Here is a 16,588-nt window from a genome sequence, read left to right as displayed (position 1 = left end):
CCGAGCGCATGGCACCCCACTTGCTGTAGTCTGCGATTGCGGCTCGACGAACGTTCGGTTCCCTTACAGTTGCCGAACGATCGCGAACCGCGCCTCTTGCGCCGCCCCGAGGACTCGAGCATCGGCGCTCCGCCCGATCCGTCGCAATCGGCTGCGAGCGAATCCCCGTGAAGACTTGAGCCCGTCGACGCCCTTCCGAACGAGCGAGGAGCAACCGATCGCCATGTCCCCAGCCGATACCCATCCTCACGACGACGCCAGCGACGCGGCGCAAAAGCCGTCGCGCCGTCGTTTCCTGCAATCCGCCGCCGCGGCCGCAGCAGTGACCGCCGCGCCGCACGCGCGCGCGCAGCAACCGGCCGCGACGCCGGCCTTGGCGCCGCCGCCCGCCGCCACGCCGATGTTGCCCGTGAAGCTCACCATCAACGGCCATCCGTATGAACTGCAGGTCGAGGCGCGCACGACGCTCCTCGACGCGCTGCGCGAATACGCCAACCTCACCGGCACGAAGAAAGGCTGCGACCGCGGCCAGTGCGGCGCGTGTACGGTGATCGTGTCGGGCCGGCGCATCAACTCGTGCCTGACGCTCGCGGTGATGCACGACGGCGAATCCGTCACGACCGTCGAAGGCCTCGCGCCCGACGGCGACACGCTCGCGCCGATCCAGCGCGCGTTCATCGAGAAGGACGCCTTTCAGTGCGGCTACTGCACGCCGGGGCAATTGTGCTCGGCGACGGCGCTCATCGCCGAATATCGCAACGGCGACGCGAGCGCGGTCACGGCCGACGTGCGCTTTCGCCCCGCGCAACTCTCCGACGACGAAATTCGCGAGCGCATGAGCGGCAACATCTGTCGATGCGGCGCGTATCCGAACATCGTCGCGGCGGTAAAAGCCGTCGCGTCGGGCAACGCGTAAGGAGACGCACATGGACGCGATCTCCTATCAGCGCGCGCCGGATATTGGCGCGGCGCTCGCGGCCGCGAGCCAGCCGGGCACGATGTTCATCGGCGGCGGCACGAATCTGCTCGACCTGATGAAAGGCGGCGTCATGCGGCCGATGAGGCTCGTCGACATCACGCACATCGACGGCTTGAATGGCATCACCGCCCTGCCCGATGGCGGTCTGCGCCTGGGCGCGCTCGTGCGCAACAGCGACGCCGCCAATCATGCGTGGGTGCGCGAACGCTATCCGCTTCTGTCGCAGGCGCTGCTCGCGGGCGCATCGGCGCAACTGCGCAACATGGCGACCGTCGGGGGCAATCTGATGCAGCGCACGCGTTGCGCGTACTTCTACGACACCGGCTTTCCTCAATGCAACAAGCGCTCGCCGGGCAGCGGCTGCGCGGCCATCGACGGCAACAATCGCATGCACGCGATTCTCGGCGCGAGCCGTCAGTGCATCGCGACGAATCCGTCCGACATGAGCGTCGCGCTCGCGGCGCTCGATGCCGTCGTGCGCGTCGCGGGCCCGAACGGCGAGCGGACGATTCCGTTCGCGGAGTTTCATCGGCTGCCGGGCGACAGGCCCGAGCTCGACACGACCTTGCACGCAGGCGAGCTCATCACGTCGGTCGATCTGCCGCCGCCGCTCTTCGCCGCGCACTCGAAGTATCTGAAAGTGCGCGACCGCGCGAGTTATGCGTTCGCGCTGGTATCGGTCGCGGCCGCGTTGCAGATGGACGGCAACACGGTGAAAAGCGCGCGCATCGCGCTCGGCGGCGTCGCGCACAAGCCGTGGCGCGCGAACGCGACCGAACGCGCGCTCGTCGGCCAATCGCTCGATAAAGCCACGCTGCAGAACGCCGCCGCGCTCGCCGTACAGGGCGCCCAGCCGCAGCGCGACAACGCGTTCAAGATCGTGCTCGCGCAGCGCGCGATCGTGCGCGCGGTTCAACAGGCCGGAGGTGTCGCATGACTGTCATCGGAAAACCGCTCGATCGCACCGACGGCGTGCTGAAAGTCACCGGCCAGGCGCGCTATTCCGCCGACAACACCGACGCCAAGCTCGCGCACGCGGTCATCGTCACGAGCACGGTCGCGCACGGCCGTATCGCGTCGATCGACACGAGCCGCGCGCAATCGATGCCCGGCGTGCTTCTTGTGATGACGTATCGGAACGCGATGCGCCTGCCGAACAACGGCGTCCCTGACGCGCAGCCGCCCGCCGTGCGCAAGCTGACGCTCTTGCAGACCAACGAGGTGCGCTACAGCAACGAGCCGGTCGCGGTCGTCGTCGCGGACTCGCTGGAGCACGCGCAAGGCGCGGCGCGTTACGTCGACGTGCGCTACGAAGCCGCGATGCCCAACGCGGATTTCACGCGCGCGAAGGCCTCGGCGTATCAGCCGGAAAAGATGATGGGCCGCGCGATCACGACGAAACGCGGCGACGTCGACGCCGGTTTGAAACAAGGCCCGACGCGCCTCGACGCCGTCTACACGACGCCGTACGAACATCACAATCCGATGGAGCCGCACGCGACCGTCGCGCGCTGGGACGGCCCGAATCTCACGCTCTACGACGCGACGCAAGGCGTGTCCGGCGCGAAAAGCGCGGTCGCGAAGTTCTTCGGCATCTCCGATGAGAACGTGCGCGTGATCTGCCCGTTCGTCGGCGGCGGCTTCGGCTGCAAGGGGTCGGTGTGGTCGCACGTCGTGCTGGCGGCGATGGCGTCGAAGCAGACCGGCCGCCCCGTCAAGCTCGTGCTCGAACGGCCGCAGATGTTCGGCATGGTCGGCAACCGGCCATTCACCGAGCAGCGCTTTCAGGTGAGCGCGCGCGACGACGGCATCATGACCGGCATGCGTCACGACGTCGTTTCGACGACATCGACGTTCGAGGACTGGACCGAAAGCTCCGCGATCGTCACGCGCATGCTGTACGCGGTGCCGAACCAGTCGACGTCGCACAAGCTGGTCAAGCTCGACATCGGCACGCCGACCTTCATGCGCGCGCCCGGCGAGACGAGCGGCTCGTTCGCGCTCGAATCGGCGATGGACGAAATGGCGTATCGACTGAACATGGATCCGCTCGCGTTTCGCATCAAGAATCACGCGAACATGGAGCCGCAGGAGAAGAAGCCGTGGTCGGAGAAGGCGCTGCTCGAATGCTATCGGCGCGGCGCGGATACCTTCGGCTGGTCCAAGCGCAACCACGCGCCGAAGTCGATGCGCGAAGGCAATACGCTCATCGGCTGGGGCGTGGCGACGGCGACGTATCCGGCGAATCGCAGCGAGGCGTCGGCGGTGGCGCGCATCCTGCCCGACGGCACCGCGATGGTCGCGTCCGGCACGCAGGATCTCGGCACCGGCACGTACACGATCATGACGCAGGTCGCCGCCGACGCGCTCGGCTTTCCGCTCGATTACGTGCGCTTCGCGCTCGGCGATTCGTCCTTGCCGAAGGCGCCGGTCTCGGGCGGCTCGCAATCGGCGGCGAGCGTGTCGCCGGCGGTGCGGGCGGCGTCGATGGAGGCGCGCGATCAACTCATCGCGATGGCGCTCGCGGATCGCGGATCGCCCGTCGCCGGTCTCGCGCGCGAGGACGTGACCGTGTCCAACGGCTGGGTCGTGAGCCTGTCGAATCCTGACAAGCGCGATCCCGCGGCGGCGATCATCGCGCGCAACGGCGGCAAGCCGATCGAGGCGATCGCCACGACCCGGCCCGGCGACGAGAAAAAGCAGTATTCGTTTCACTCGTTCGGCGCGGTGTTCGCGGAAGTGCATGTCGATGCGGACCTCGGGATCATCCGCGTGCCGCGCATCGTCGGCGTGTACGACGTCGGCACGCTCTTCAACGAAAAGACCGCGCATAGCCAGTTGATGGGCGGCATCGTGTGGGGCGTCGGCTCGGCGCTGCTGGAAAAGAGCGAGATGGATTCGCGCTACGGGCGCTATACGAACGCGAATCTCGCGGAATATCACGTCCCGGTGAACGCGGATATCGGCATGCTGGATATCGCGTTCGTCGGCGAGCCGGACCCGCATATCAATCCGCACGGCGCGCGGGGCATCGGCGAGATCGGCATTACGGGCGTGGCAGGCGCGCTCGGCAACGCGGTGTATCACGCGACGGGGGTGCGTGTGCGCGATCTGCCGATTACGCTCGACAAAATCCTGCCGCCGACGATGGCGTGAAGTGAAACGACGCACACGGCGGTCCGCCCGGCCGCCGTGTGTTTTTTTATGCTTGCGACGCCGTTCGATGCGCCGCACAATCGCGATTCATCCCCACACGAGCACCCGCGATGACCTATTCGTCGAACGCGACCGGCATTCTGCTGGCGGCGGGTCTCGGCACCCGTTTCGACCCGTCCGGACTCCACAACAAGCTGCTCGCCACCCTGCCCGACGGAACGCCCATCGTGTTCCAGTCGGCGCGCAGGCTGCTCGCCGTGTGCGCCGAAGTGATCGCGGTCGTGCGTCCCGGCGCCGAAAAGCTCGCCGACGTGCTCAACGAAGCAGGCTGCAACGTCATCTTCAGCGTCGACGCCGAGCGCGGCATGGGCGCGACGCTCGCCGCGGCCGTGCGCGCGACGTCCGAAGCCGATGGCTGGCTCGTCGCGCTCGGCGACATGCCGTGGATCGAAGCGTCGTCGTATGAAGCGGTCGCGCGTGCGCTCGACGGCGGGGAAGCGCTCGTCGCGCCGTTCCATCGTGGCAAGCGCGGGCATCCGGTGGGCTTCGGCATCGCGCATCGCGAGATGCTCGCCACGCTCGACGGCGACGCGGGCGCACGCGCCATCTTCACGACGCACAAGCCGTTCATCGTCGAAGTGGACGATGCGAACGTGCTGCGCGACGTGGATTTGCCGAGCGACCTCGGGCAGACTTGAGCGCGACTTAAGCCGCGATCGCCGCCGTTTCCGCGGAATCTTCGGCGTCGGCGCCGATCGGCAGATAGCGCCGGCTGACGTCGAGCAGCGTCGCGCCGAATCCCTTCTTCGCCCGGAAATCCGTCCGCGCGCTCGTCACCACGCGCGGCGACGCACTCCACTCGATCCGTGCGCCGGTCGCCATCAGCGCTTCGACGAGCGCCACGTCCTCGCTCGTCTCCAGCGGCGCAAATCCGCCCGCCTTCACGTACGCGCTCGCCGACACGCCCATGTTCGCGCCGTGAATATGCCGATGCCCGTCCGCATCGGTATAAGTGCGCCCGAAGTGCTCGCGCACCGCGCCGATATGCGGCGACCAGTCGTGCACGCCGATCACGCCGCACACCGCGTCCGCGCAGCAGTCGAGCTGGCGCACGAGCCAGTCTGCGGCGACGGTCGTATCGGCATCGGTGAACGCGAGCCAGCGCGCGCCCAGCGCCAGCGCCCGCTGTGCGCCATGCGCGCGCGCGACGCCGACATTGCACGCCTCGATGCACGTCACTTCCGCGCCCAGCGCCCGCGCGATGGCGGCGGTGTCATCGCTGCAACTGTCGGCGACGACGATCACGCGCGCCGCCTCGCCAAGCAGTTGATGATGATCTGCCGCGCGACGTGCAGCCGCGACGCACGCGCCGATATGCGCGGCTTCGTTGTGAGCAGGAATGACGATGGCAAGCATTGGCGGCTCCGTGTGTGAGTTTTTTTCCGTTGGCAATCGGACGGCGCGATGGATGAATTTCAGCAATGGCCGTTCCCGTGAATGGCGGGCCGCTCCGCCGTATAAGGGCGCGATCGTCTCTAAATAGTTGCTGAAAAGCGGCGGGAATCGCTAGAATTACTGTATGGATATACAGTGCTTTTATGATTCCGTTCGCCGATGAAAAGCGTCACCATCGATCCGTCGTTCGCTGCCTGGCGTACCGAGGCGCGCAATCTCCTCATGGAAGACGCGCGCCCGGAAGACGTGGAATGGCTCGAAACCGATGCATCGGCAACGGTGTTCGGCTCCATCGTTGCGTCGCGCGGCCCGTCGGATCCGAATGCGAAGAAGCCGGTCAAGATCGCGCGCGAATTCCTCGCCATGCTCGAAACGGCGGCGTGCTTTCGCGCGCCCGACCGCTGGCGGTTTCTCTACAAGGCGCTGTGGCGCTGGACGCAGGGCGACCGCGCGATCGCCTCGCCGGAAGATCCGGACGGGCATCGGCTGCGGCGCATGATCGAATCGGTCGAGGCCGAAGAAAGCGAAATGCGCAGAGTGCTGCGTTTCCGGCATCGCGATTCGTCGCTCGGGCCGCCCGAGTTCATCAGTTGGTTCGAGCCGGTGCACGATGTGCTGGAGCACGCCGCGATGCACTTCGCCACGCGCATGGGCAGCGCCACGTGGATGATCGCCACGCCGCACGGCGCCGCGTTCTGGGACGGCGCGCTCCTGCGCGTGGACCGCACGAGCGAGCCGGAAGAAAAGCCGATGGATTTCGGCGACACCGCGATGAGCGGCGAAGCCATCAGCGGCGACGCCATCGAGGCGCTCTGGCTCGCGTATTACGAGAGCACGTTCGCGCCGGCGCAGGAAAACGCCGCCGAAATGGCGTCGCATATGCCGGTGCGCTACTGGAAAAGCCCGGAGAACGCGCGCACCGATCCCGCGCTGATCTCCCGCGCCGATCCCTATTCGCGGCGCGACCGTCATCCGCGTAATGTGCCGCCCGACATGGAAGTCGCCATCAACACGGATCTGGAGCCGATCAAGGGCACGATGCTGATCGAGCCGCCGTCGCTCGATGCATGCAGGCGCTGCGCGCTGTGGCGCAACGCGACGCAGGCGGTGCCGGGCGTCGGTCCCGGCGACGCCCGCGTGATGCTGGTCGGCGAGCAGCCGGGCGATCAGGAAGACCGCGAGGGCAAGCCGTTCGTCGGTCAGGCGGGCAAGCTGCTCGACGAAGCGCTCGCCGAGGCGCAGATCGCGCGCGAATCGCTCTATCTGACCAACGCGGTGAAGCATTTCAAATGGGAAGCGCAAGGCGAGGAGCGCGCGCATCTCGCGCCCGCGCAGCGCGAACGCGAAGCCTGCCGCTACTGGCTCGACGAAGAACTGAAGCGCATCGGGCCGAAAGTCGTCGTCGCGCTCGGGGCGACGGCGCTCAAGGCGCTCACGGGGCATCGCACGGCGTTGTCCGAGTATCTCGGCAAGACCATCGAGCATAAGGGGCACATCATCGTGCCGACGTATCACCCGTCGTATCTGATGCGCCTCGCCGACGACAAAGTGCGCGCGGAAGTCTTCGGGACGATCGTCGAGGCGCTCGTTTTCGCGCAGCAGATCGCCGACGGCACCGCGACCATCCGCACGCCGGTGAAGGACCCGACGCGCTGAGCGAGCCGCAGATGCAACAGGACGAAACAGGACGAAACAGGACGAAACAGGACGCAACAAGACGAAAGCGTCGTCAACGTTCCTGTAAGCCGCGCGTTATACCGGTGTCGCGCCGACTGGCGCTCACCGATGGTCCACATCACACCCAAATGGCCGCTCTCCCGCTCGAAGAACTCCGCCGTCAACAATCGCAGGGCTTGCACACACGCGCGCTCGTGCCGAAATCGGCCGGGCAACTGAAGACCGAACGCGAGCGCATCGTCGCGCGTCTGCAATTGCTGCTCAACGTGACCATCGCGGTGGCGCTCGCGGGCGTCGCGCTCATCGCGTGGCTGCCGTTCTCGCCTGTGCCGCACGCATTCCGCTTCGGCGTGCAGGAAGTGCTCGGCGTCGCGGTGTTCGCGTCGTGCCTGTTCATCCTGCACGAGCGCGCCGAACTGGAGCTCGGTCTTTACGACTACGAGCCCGTCGAGCAGACGACGCAAGGCGAATTGCGCGCGCTGCTGCATCGCGTGCCGGAAGGCGTGTCGTATCAGGAAGCGCTCGCCGCGGACAAGCGCACGTTCGTGACTGGCGAAGTCGACGGCATCCGCCGCCGCGCCGAAGCGTTCACGCCGAAGACGCTGCCCGCCGCCGACGGCAACACGGAAACCTGAGCGCCGCTCGACGCCGCATCCAAGCCGCCGCCTCGCCATCGCGAGGTGGCGGCTTTTTTACATCGACGCTGAAAACTTCGCGCCTTGACGAGCGCCGCCGCGCCTCCTTCAATACGTGACAGATGCCGCAATCGACGCTCAAACTGTCACGCTTCGGAACGCAATCTGTGTCCGACGCGGGCATTTTCAGGCGGAACCTGCCGCAAACGCGCCGGGCATGGCGGGTGCTTGCCAAGCGCGCGGCCCCGCGAGTTGCGCCGAATCGAGCGAGGCCACGCCACTTGCAGGAGCCAAGATGCGAGCCAATCCCCTTTCCACGTTGAGCGACGACCTCACGACAACGCTCGTCCCCGACGCGCCGAGCGCCCCGCCCGCCGCCGCGCGTGACGGGAGCGACGATTACGACACGCTCGCCGCGTTCCACGGCATCGAGCGCGAGCGCCTGGTGCTGATCCATCCGGGCAGCCATCACGCCGCGCCCGCCTGGCCCGCCGAACGATATGCCGATGTCGCCGACCAGCTCGCCGCCGATGGCTGGCAGATCGCGATCGTCGGCGATTCGCCCGATCCCGAGCGCACCGCCGGCGTGCTCGGCGCGATGCAGACGGCCGCGCTCTTTCTCGCGGGCGCCGTCGCGCCGGCGACGCTGCCGCGCCTGATCGCCAATGCGCGGCTGCTCCTGTCCGACGACGCCGAAGCGTCCTCGCCCGTCGCCGCCGCCCGCGCGCTCGGCACGCCGCATATCGTGCTCGACGAACATCCGCGCGACACCGGCAGCGACGCGATCGCCGCACACGCCCGCGACGCGCTCTCGCACACCGGCGGCGCGCATCCGGGCGAGCCGTTCACGCTGCACATGCCGGCGGCGCACGAATCGGCATAGACGAAGAGCCACCTTTCGGGGGACATCATGAAATTCGACATGCAAACCAATCCCGTTCCGGATCCCGTCGCGGACCCGAACCGCGATCCGGAAGCCGATCCGCTCACGCCGCCTTCGCCCGGTCATCGGCCGGAGGAGCCGCAGCATCCCGACGCGCCGCCCGACAAGGATCCGATCCGGCGTCTCTGATCCGACGCTTCCCTACGGGAATTCCCGCCCTACATTCGTCGCCCATGCCTGCCGTAAAGCGGGCATGCGGCGGCGTGCGCCGTCGCAAACGACAACGCGAATACAACGCAAACAGGCGACGGGCGCAACATGAAGAGAATGACGTTGAACAAGAAGCTCGGCTCGTTGATCGCCGTGCTGTGGATCGGCTTGATCGCGATCGGGATCATCGGGGCATGGCAAAACCGGACGTCGATGATCGACGACCGCAAGGAGCAGTTGAAGACGCTCGTCAACGAGGCGCACTCGATCACCGCGCACTACGCGGCGCTCGCCGCGAACAAGACGCTCACCGAAGACGAAGCGAAAAAGCGCGCGCTGGAAGTGGTCGGCGCGATCCGCTACGGCACGGACGGCTATCTCTCGATCAACGACTCGCATCCGAGGATGGTGATGCACCCGATCAAGTCCGCGATGAACGGGCAGGATCTCTCGAGTTATGCCGATCCGGCGGGCACTCGCCTGTTCGTCGATATCGTCAAGGCGGGCGATCAGCCCGGCGGCGGCTTCATCAGCTATCTGTGGCCGAAGCCCGGCAGCGACAAGCCAGTCGGCAAGCTCTCCTACTCGCAGCGCTTCGGGCAGTGGGACTGGTACATCGTCACCGGCATGTACATGGACGACGTGCAGAGCGCGTTCTGGGCAAGCGCGCTGCGCTGGCTCGCGATCACGGCCGTGCTCGGCGGCTTCGCGACGGCCGCGATGCTCATCGTTCTGCGCAGCATCAAACGCAATCTCGGCGGCGAGCTCGAACTGGCGGTCGACGCGGCGCATCGCATCGCGCGTGGCGATCTGACGAGCAGCGTCGACGTCCGTCCGAACGACACGACAAGTCTGTTGCACGCGCTCAGCGTGATGCAGAGCGGTCTCGTCGATACCGTGTCGCGGGTGCGCAGCGGCACGGACAACATCAACGTGGGCGCGTCGGAGATCGCGGCGGGCAACACCGATCTGTCGCAGCGCACCGAGGAACAGGCCGCGGCGCTCGTGCAGACCGCGTCGAGCATGGACCAGATGACCGCGAACGTGAAGAACAACGCGGAGAGCGCCGCGCAGGCGGCGCGTCTCGCGGAGCAGGCGGCGGACGTGGCGACGCGCGGCAGCGGCGTGGTCGACGACGTCATCGACACGATGACGCGCATCACCGCGAGCTCGCAGCAGATCGGCGACATCATCGGCGTGATCGACGGCATCGCGTTCCAGACGAACATCCTCGCGCTGAATGCGGCGGTCGAAGCGGCGCGCGCGGGCGAACAGGGACGCGGCTTCGCGGTCGTGGCGGCGGAAGTGCGCAGTCTCGCGCAGCGCTCGGCGACGGCGGCGAAGGAAATCAAGGCGCTCATCGAAACGTCGACGCAGACGGTCGAGCAAGGCGCGTCGCTCGTGACGAACGCGGGCGCGACGATGACGGAAATCGTGCAATCGGTGCGCCGCGTGAACGAGATTCTCGACGAGATCAGCCACGCGTCGCGCGAGCAGAGCGCGGGCATCGAGCAGGTGAACCGCGCGGTCGTCGAGATGGATCAGGTGACCCAGCAGAACGCCGCGCTCGTCGAGGAAGCCGCCGCCGCCGCGCATTCGCTGAAGGATCAGGTCGATGTGCTGCGCGAGGCGATCGGAAGTTTCAGGCTGCCGGCGTGATTTCGGTCACGCCAGGAATCGTTCGACGAGGCGCGCCCAGTAAGCCGCGCCGACCGGCAGATTCTTGTCGTTGAAATCGTAGTGCGGGTTGTGGACCATGCAGCCGTCCTCGCCCGCACCGTTGCCGAGGCGCAGGAACGAGCCCGGCCGCTGCTGCAGCATGAACGCGAAGTCCTCGCTGCCCATCAGCAGATCGGCGTGCGCGACGACGTTCTCTGCGCCGACCAGTTCGCGCGCGACCTCCATAGCGAACTCCGTTTCCGCGTCCGAATTCACGACGACCGGATAGCCTTCCAGATACTTCACCGTCGCGCTCGCGCCGTAGCTCGCCGCCTGCGATTCCACCAGTTCCTTGATGCGGCGCCTGAGCAGTTCGCGCACTTGCGGGTCGAAGGAGCGCACGGACAGTTCGAGCGTCGCGCGATGCGGGATGACGTTGTTGACCGTTCCGGCGTGCATCGAGCCGACAGTGACGACGGCCGGCTGCGCCGGATCGACGTTGCGCGCGACGATCGTCTGCAGCGCCATGACGATGCTCGCCGTCACGACGACCGGATCGACCGACAGATGCGGCCGCGCCGCGTGCCCGCCGACGCCTTCGACCACGATCGACACCTGATCGCCCGCCGCCATGAACGGCCCCTTGCGGAACAGGAACGTGCCGGGCTGCGCGCCGGGATGGTTGTGCACGCCGAACACGGCGTCGCAATGAAAGCGCTCGAAAAGACCTTCCTCGATCATCTTCTGCGCGCCGCTCGGCACGCCGTGCTCTTCCGCCGGCTGAAAATACAGATGCACCGTCCCGTTGAAATTGCGCGTGCGCGCGAGATGGCGCGCCGCGCCGAGAAGCATCGTCGTGTGGCCGTCGTGGCCGCACGCGTGCATCTTGCCGTGCGTCTCGCTCGCCCAGGGCTTGCCGCTCTGCTCGATGATCGGCAGCGCGTCCATGTCCGCGCGTAGTCCGATGCTCTTCGTGCCGTCGCCCGCCTTCAACGTGCCGACGACGCCCGTCCCGCCGACGCCGCGCGTCACCGTCCAGCCCCACTCTTCGAGCCGCTCCGCGACGAGCGCCGCAGTGCGCGTCTCCTCATACGACAACTCCGGATGACGATGGATATCGTGGCGAATTTCGCGCAGCGAAGGCGCGTCGTCGGAGAGATCGGCGATGACGGTGAAGTGGTGGTCGGACGAGATCGTCATGGAGAAGCCCTTGCGGTTGATCGGAAAACGGCGCACATGATCCTCCACATGCGCCGCGCTTGCCAGTTCCGCGCGCGTTTTTTTCGCTGACCGTAAGCGAATCGTGAAATTTCGACCGCTTTTAGCGCAGAAACCGGTCGATCACGTCGGCGAGCGTGGCGAAAGCCGGCGCGATGTCGTCGTCCGGCACGCATGCATATCCGATCAGCAAGCCGGATTCCGCGTCCGGCCGATGCGCGTAATACCCCGACAGCGGCCGCACGACGATGTTCTGCGCGAGCGCGGCGGCGGCGAGCGCGCGATCATCGACGTGGCGCGGCAGTTTCAGCACGAGATGCAGCCCGGCATCGCCCCCGGCGATCGAAAGCGTGTCGCCGTAGCGCGCGGCGATGGTCGCGAGCATCGCGTCGCGGCGCTGGCCGTAGAGCGCGCGCATCCGCCGGATATGCGACGTGAAATGCCCCTGCTCGATGAATTCCGCGAGCACGGCCTGCTGCAGCAACTGCCCTTCGCGATACAGCTCGGCGCTCGCCATCGCGAAGCTCTCCGCGAGCGCTTCCGGCACGACCACATAACCGATGCGCAGCCCCGGAAACAGCGTCTTGCCGAAACTGCCGACGTAAATCACCTGCCCCGCCGTGTCCATGCCCTGCAGCGACGCGAGCGGCCGGCTGCCGTAGCGGAATTCGCTGTCGTAATCGTCCTCGATGATCCAGCAGCGGTGCTGGCGCGCATATTCGAGCAGCATGCGGCGGCGCGCGAGGCTCATCACCATGCCGAGCGGATACTGATGCGACGGCGTGACGAGCATCAGCTTCGGCGGCGACGCGAGATCGGCGGATGTCGGCGCGATGCCTTCCGCGTCGACGGGAATCGCCTTCAGATCGAGCCCCGAAACCTGCAGAACGCTGCGCACGCCCCAGTAGCACGGATCCTCCGTCCAGATCGTGTCGCCCGGATCGGCGAGCAGGCGCGCGGCGAGATCGATGGATTGATGGATGCCCGTCGTCACGACGATCTGCTCCGGCGTGCAACGCACCGAGCGCGACGTGCGCAGATAGTGCGCGAGCGCGTGGCGCAGTCCCGCGTGGCCGCCGCCCGGCGCGTAGGTGAGCAGATCGGGCAGCGGCTTGCGCCAGTATTTCGCGTGCAGCCGGTTCCACACGCGCGACGGAAACCGCGATACGTCCGGCACGCCCGGCATGAACGCGCCGCCCTGACGCTTCGACACGCCCGCGCCCGAAATCAGCCGCGCGCCGCGCGTGGAGAGCGTCGATTGTGCATCGGATGGCGCGATCGCCGCGGGCGGCGCGTCGTCGAACACGATGTCGTCGGGCGTGCTGTCCGCGACGAAGGTGCCGCGCCCCGTCGCCGACGACACGTAGCCCTCGAGCGCGAGTTGCTCGTAGACCTGCGTCACCGTGTTGCGCCCGACGCCGAGCTCGGCGGCAAGCAAGCGCGACGACGGCACTTTCGCGCCCGCCGCGAGCTCGCGCGTGAGGATGGCCTGCTGTAGCAGCCGATGCAATTGCCGGTAGATCGGCTGGCCGTTCGTGCGATCGATGCGCTGCGCCAGCCAGTCGGACAGCACGCTTGCGCGCGTCGACATCGAATTGGCTCCTATAGATTTATTGAAATGGCTCTGAACTTGAGGGCCAAATCTTACTATAGTCGTCTCTATATTCAGTCGGCCGATGCGGCCACCAACGATCCAGGAGATTTCCGTGAGCACCAACCTCAAGAACGCCGATCTGCACGCCCGCAAGAACGCTGCGACGCCGCGCGGTGTCGGCGTGATGTGCGATTTCTACGCGGCGCGCGCCGAGAACGCGGAACTGTGGGATGTCGAGGGCCGCCGCTTCATCGACTTCGCGGCGGGCATCGCGGTGTGCAATACGGGGCATCGCCATCCGAAGATCGTCGAGGCGATTCGCGCGCAGCTCGACTGCTTCACGCACACGGCGTATCAGATCGTGCCGTACGAGTCGTATGTGTCGCTCGCCGAGAAGATCAGCGCCCGCGCGCCGGGCTCGCACGCGAAGAAGACGGCGTTTTTCACGACGGGCGCGGAGGCTGTCGAGAACGCGGTGAAGATCGCGCGCGCCGCGACGGGCAGGCCGGGCGTGATCGCGTTCACGGGCGGCTTTCACGGCCGCACGCTCTTGGGCATGGCGCTCACGGGCAAAGTCGCGCCGTACAAGATCGGCTTCGGGCCGTTCCCGTCGGACGTGTTCCATGCGCCGTTCCCGAATTCGCTGCATGGCGTGTCCGTCGAGGATTCGCTGCGCGCGATCGAGCATCTTTTCAAGGCGGATATCGAAGCGACGCGTGTTGCCGCGATCATCTTCGAGCCGGTGCAGGGCGAAGGCGGTTTCGTTCCGGCGCCGACGGAATTCGTGCGCGGCCTGCGCAAGATTTGCGATGACCACGGCATTCTGCTGATCGCCGATGAAGTGCAGACGGGCTTTGCGCGCACCGGCAAGCTGTTCGCGATGGAGCATCACGGCGTCGTGCCGGATCTGATGACGATCGCGAAGTCGCTGGCGGGCGGGATGCCGCTGTCGGGCGTCGTCGGGCGCGCGGAGATCATGGATGCGGCGGCGCCGGGCGGGCTCGGCGGCACGTATGCGGGCAATCCGCTGGCGGTGGCGGCGGCGCATGCGGTGCTCGACATCATCGACGATGAAGAGCTCTGCGAGCGCGCGGTTGTGCTCGGCGACAAGCTGAAGGCGAAACTCGAAGCGCTGAAGGGCGATGTGCCGCAGATCGCCGATGTGCGCGGGCCGGGGGGGATGATCGCGGTCGAGTTCTGCAAGCCCGGTTCGCATGATGCGGATGCTGCTTTTGCAAAGCTCGTGCAGACGCGGGCGCTGGAGCGCGGGTTGCTGCTGTTGGTTTGTGGCGTTTATTCGAACGTGGTTCGGTTCCTGTTTCCGCTCACCATTCAGGATGCGGTTTTTGATGAGGCGCTCGGTATTCTTGAAGATGTGTTGACGGAGACTGTTGGCGTTGCGGTTTGATTTGGTTTTTGGTTTTTGGTTTTTGGTTTTTTGTTTTGCGTTGGTCGCCGGATCCCGTATTCGCGTCGGTCTATTAGCGTTGCCCCTGTGCGGGGCAGTGCTAATAGACCACTAAGAAAACGGGATCCGGCGAAACACCGGGGCCGACACGAGAACGGGATCCAGCGACAACCCCGAGCCGACCCGAAAGGACTAGCAAATGAGCCTGAAAGAACACCTGAAAGACCCGACGCTCTTGCGTCACGCAGCGTACATCGACGGCGAATGGCAACAAGCCGACAACGGCGAAACGTTTGAAGTGGTGAACCCGGCAACGGGAGAATCCCTCGGCAAAGTCCCCAACATGGGCGCAACCGAAACGCGCCGCGCGATCGATGCCGCCAACACCGCCTGGCCCGCCTGGCGCAAAAAAACCGCCAAGGAACGCGCAGCCATCCTGCGCCGCTGGTTCGACCTGATGATGGCAAACGCCGACGATCTCGCCCTCATCCTCACGACCGAGCAAGGCAAGCCGCTCGCCGAAGCCAAGGGCGAAATCACCTACGCGGCGTCGTTCATCGAATGGTTCGCGGAGGAAGGCAAGCGCGTCGCCGGCGATACGCTCGCCACGCCCGCCGCCGACAAGCGCATCGTCGTGACCAAGGAACCGATCGGCGTCTGCGCCGCAATCACGCCGTGGAACTTCCCCGCCGCGATGATCACGCGCAAGGTCGGACCGGCGCTCGCAGCCGGCTGCCCGATCGTCGTGAAGCCCGCCGAAGCAACGCCCTTCTCCGCATTCGCGCTCGCGGTGCTCGCAGAACGCGCGGGCCTGCCGAAAGGCGTGCTCAGCATCCTGACCGGCGATCCGAAAGCGATCGGCGGCGAAATGACGGACAATCCGATCGTGCGCAAGCTGTCGTTCACCGGCTCGACGGCGGTCGGCCGTCTGCTGATGGCGCAAAGCGCGCCGACCGTCAAAAAGGTGACGCTGGAACTCGGCGGCAACGCACCGTTCATCGTATTCGACGACGCCGATCTCGACGCCGCCGTGGAAGGCGCGATTGCATCGAAATATCGGAATAGCGGACAAACCTGCGTGTGCACGAACCGCTTCTACGTCCACGAGCGCGTCTACGATGCCTTCGCGCAAAAGCTCGCGGCAGCCGCGAGCAAGCTCAAGGTCGGAAGCGGCACGGAAAGCGGCGTCGCGCTCGGGCCGCTCATCAACGAAGCGGCCGTGCAAAAGGTCGAATCGCATATCGCGGACGCGCTCGCGAAAGGCGCCGCGCTCGCTTCGGGCGGCAAGCGGCACACGCTCGGTCACGGGTTCTTCGAGCCGACCGTACTGACCGGCGTCACGCCGGACATGAAAGTGGCGAAGGAAGAAACTTTCGGCCCGCTCGCGCCGATCTTCAAATTCTCGTCCGACGACGAAGTCGTGCAGCTCGCCAACGACACCGAGTTCGGCCTCGCCGCGTACTTCTATAGCCGCGACATCGGCCGCATCTGGCGCGTCGCCGAAGCGCTGGAATACGGCATGGTGGGCATCAACACCGGCCTCATCTCGAACGAAGTCGCGCCGTTCGGCGGCGTGAAGCAGTCGGGCCTCGGGCGCGAAGGCTCGCATTACGGCATCGACGATTACGTCGTCATCAAGTATCTCTGCATGGCGGTGTGATCGCGTTTCGTTGACGCGAAAAGAAAAAGCCTCGGCGCTTTCGTGCCGAGGCTT

At 66.4% G+C, this 16,588-nt stretch carries 14 protein-coding genes; 11 read left to right on the top strand and 3 right to left on the bottom strand.

From position 1 onward, the window contains the following. The first annotated feature begins 223 nt into the window (after positions 1 to 223). From NCS03_RS15535 to NCS03_RS15520, 4 genes are all read left to right on the top strand, one after another. Complete coding sequence (locus tag NCS03_RS15535; protein ID WP_250529363.1) at positions 224 to 916, top strand: (2Fe-2S)-binding protein; 693 nt, start codon at positions 224 to 226, stop codon at positions 914 to 916. Between the two features lie 10 nt (positions 917 to 926). Further along, complete coding sequence (locus NCS03_RS15530; RefSeq protein ID WP_008353811.1) at positions 927 to 1,916, top strand: FAD binding domain-containing protein; 990 nt, start codon at positions 927 to 929, stop codon at positions 1,914 to 1,916. Then, complete coding sequence (locus tag NCS03_RS15525; RefSeq protein WP_008353812.1) at positions 1,913 to 4,135, top strand: xanthine dehydrogenase family protein molybdopterin-binding subunit; 2,223 nt, start codon at positions 1,913 to 1,915, stop codon at positions 4,133 to 4,135. Before NCS03_RS15530 ends, NCS03_RS15525 begins: the two co-directional genes overlap by 4 nt. Positions 4,136 to 4,245: 110 nt before the next feature. Then, entirely contained in the window at positions 4,246 to 4,833 is a 588-nt protein-coding gene (locus NCS03_RS15520; protein WP_008353813.1) for a nucleotidyltransferase family protein, read from the top strand. Positions 4,834 to 4,840: 7 nt separating this feature from the next. On the opposite strand, the gene NCS03_RS15515 is transcribed toward NCS03_RS15520, so the two are convergent. Beyond that, entirely contained in the window at positions 4,841 to 5,551 is a 711-nt protein-coding gene (locus NCS03_RS15515) for a glycosyltransferase family 2 protein (RefSeq protein WP_250529362.1), read from the bottom strand. 198 nt (positions 5,552 to 5,749) lie between these two features. On the opposite strand from NCS03_RS15515, the gene NCS03_RS15510 reads away from it, so the two are divergent. The 5 genes from NCS03_RS15510 to NCS03_RS15490 all read left to right on the top strand — a co-directional run bounded on the left by NCS03_RS15510 (position 5,750) and on the right by NCS03_RS15490 (position 10,654). Further along, complete coding sequence (locus NCS03_RS15510) at positions 5,750 to 7,246, top strand: UdgX family uracil-DNA binding protein (RefSeq protein WP_008353815.1); 1,497 nt, start codon at positions 5,750 to 5,752, stop codon at positions 7,244 to 7,246. A gap of 149 nt (positions 7,247 to 7,395) precedes the next feature. Beyond that, positions 7,396 to 7,902 (top strand): hypothetical protein, encoded by a 507-nt coding sequence (locus tag NCS03_RS15505; RefSeq protein ID WP_008353817.1) that lies wholly within the window; start codon positions 7,396 to 7,398, stop codon positions 7,900 to 7,902. Positions 7,903 to 8,197: 295 nt separating this feature from the next. After that, positions 8,198 to 8,785 carry a glycosyltransferase family 9 protein gene (locus NCS03_RS15500; protein WP_008353823.1) on the top strand — a complete coding sequence of 196 codons (588 nt, stop codon included), beginning with the start codon at positions 8,198 to 8,200 and terminating at the stop codon, positions 8,783 to 8,785. A 39-nt stretch (positions 8,786 to 8,824) separates the two neighbouring features. Beyond that, complete coding sequence (locus NCS03_RS15495; protein ID WP_162483418.1) at positions 8,825 to 8,974, top strand: hypothetical protein; 150 nt, start codon at positions 8,825 to 8,827, stop codon at positions 8,972 to 8,974. Between the two features lie 138 nt (positions 8,975 to 9,112). Then, the gene (locus tag NCS03_RS15490; protein ID WP_034474397.1) at positions 9,113 to 10,654 is read left to right on the top strand and encodes a methyl-accepting chemotaxis protein; all 1,542 of its coding nucleotides are present in this window, start codon (positions 9,113 to 9,115) and stop codon (positions 10,652 to 10,654) included. Between the two features lie 6 nt (positions 10,655 to 10,660). Here the strand turns inward: NCS03_RS15490 and NCS03_RS15485 are convergent, their stop codons facing one another. After that, complete coding sequence (locus NCS03_RS15485; protein WP_250529490.1) at positions 10,661 to 11,854, bottom strand: M20 aminoacylase family protein; 1,194 nt, start codon at positions 11,852 to 11,854, stop codon at positions 10,661 to 10,663. Positions 11,855 to 11,975: 121 nt separating this feature from the next. Next, entirely contained in the window at positions 11,976 to 13,463 is a 1,488-nt protein-coding gene (gene pdxR, locus NCS03_RS15480; RefSeq protein WP_175979121.1) for a MocR-like pyridoxine biosynthesis transcription factor PdxR, read from the bottom strand. Positions 13,464 to 13,578: 115 nt separating this feature from the next. Here pdxR and gabT point away from each other — a divergent pair, with 115 nt between their 5' ends. Together gabT and NCS03_RS15470 are read left to right on the top strand one after the other, a co-directional pair. Beyond that, the gene (gene gabT, locus NCS03_RS15475) at positions 13,579 to 14,874 is read left to right on the top strand and encodes a 4-aminobutyrate--2-oxoglutarate transaminase (RefSeq protein WP_309806605.1); all 1,296 of its coding nucleotides are present in this window, start codon (positions 13,579 to 13,581) and stop codon (positions 14,872 to 14,874) included. A gap of 199 nt (positions 14,875 to 15,073) precedes the next feature. Beyond that, positions 15,074 to 16,534: an NAD-dependent succinate-semialdehyde dehydrogenase gene (locus tag NCS03_RS15470; RefSeq protein WP_250460787.1), complete on the top strand. Its 1,461-nt coding sequence runs from the start codon at positions 15,074 to 15,076 to the stop codon at positions 16,532 to 16,534. Positions 16,535 to 16,588 lie beyond the last annotated feature (54 nt).

This window comes from Caballeronia sp. ATUFL_F1_KS4A, from assembly GCF_023630905.1.
Classification (GTDB): Bacteria; Pseudomonadota; Gammaproteobacteria; order Burkholderiales; family Burkholderiaceae; genus Caballeronia; species Caballeronia zhejiangensis.
The sequence above is the reverse complement of the archived record's forward strand: the minus strand, read 5'-3'. Positions and strand labels throughout refer to the sequence as shown.

What these genes read in the sequence shown, in the direction of transcription:
- NCS03_RS15535 (WP_250529363.1), top strand. Translation starts at nt 224, where the DNA reads ATGTCCCCAGCCGATACCCATCCTCACGACGACGCCAGCGACGCGGCG.
- NCS03_RS15530 (WP_008353811.1), top strand. Translation starts at nt 927, where the DNA reads ATGGACGCGATCTCCTATCAGCGCGCGCCGGATATTGGCGCGGCGCTC.
- NCS03_RS15525 (WP_008353812.1), top strand. Translation starts at nt 1,913, where the DNA reads ATGACTGTCATCGGAAAACCGCTCGATCGCACCGACGGCGTGCTGAAA.
- NCS03_RS15520 (WP_008353813.1), top strand. Translation starts at nt 4,246, where the DNA reads ATGACCTATTCGTCGAACGCGACCGGCATTCTGCTGGCGGCGGGTCTC.
- NCS03_RS15515 (WP_250529362.1), bottom strand. Translation starts at nt 5,551, where the DNA reads ATGCTTGCCATCGTCATTCCTGCTCACAACGAAGCCGCGCATATCGGC.
- NCS03_RS15510 (WP_008353815.1), top strand. Translation starts at nt 5,750, where the DNA reads ATGAAAAGCGTCACCATCGATCCGTCGTTCGCTGCCTGGCGTACCGAG.
- NCS03_RS15505 (WP_008353817.1), top strand. Translation starts at nt 7,396, where the DNA reads ATGGCCGCTCTCCCGCTCGAAGAACTCCGCCGTCAACAATCGCAGGGC.
- NCS03_RS15500 (WP_008353823.1), top strand. Translation starts at nt 8,198, where the DNA reads ATGCGAGCCAATCCCCTTTCCACGTTGAGCGACGACCTCACGACAACG.
- NCS03_RS15495 (WP_162483418.1), top strand. Translation starts at nt 8,825, where the DNA reads ATGCAAACCAATCCCGTTCCGGATCCCGTCGCGGACCCGAACCGCGAT.
- NCS03_RS15490 (WP_034474397.1), top strand. Translation starts at nt 9,113, where the DNA reads ATGACGTTGAACAAGAAGCTCGGCTCGTTGATCGCCGTGCTGTGGATC.
- NCS03_RS15485 (WP_250529490.1), bottom strand. Translation starts at nt 11,854, where the DNA reads ATGACGATCTCGTCCGACCACCACTTCACCGTCATCGCCGATCTCTCC.
- pdxR (WP_175979121.1), bottom strand. Translation starts at nt 13,463, where the DNA reads ATGTCGACGCGCGCAAGCGTGCTGTCCGACTGGCTGGCGCAGCGCATC.
- NCS03_RS15470 (WP_250460787.1), top strand. Translation starts at nt 15,074, where the DNA reads ATGAGCCTGAAAGAACACCTGAAAGACCCGACGCTCTTGCGTCACGCA.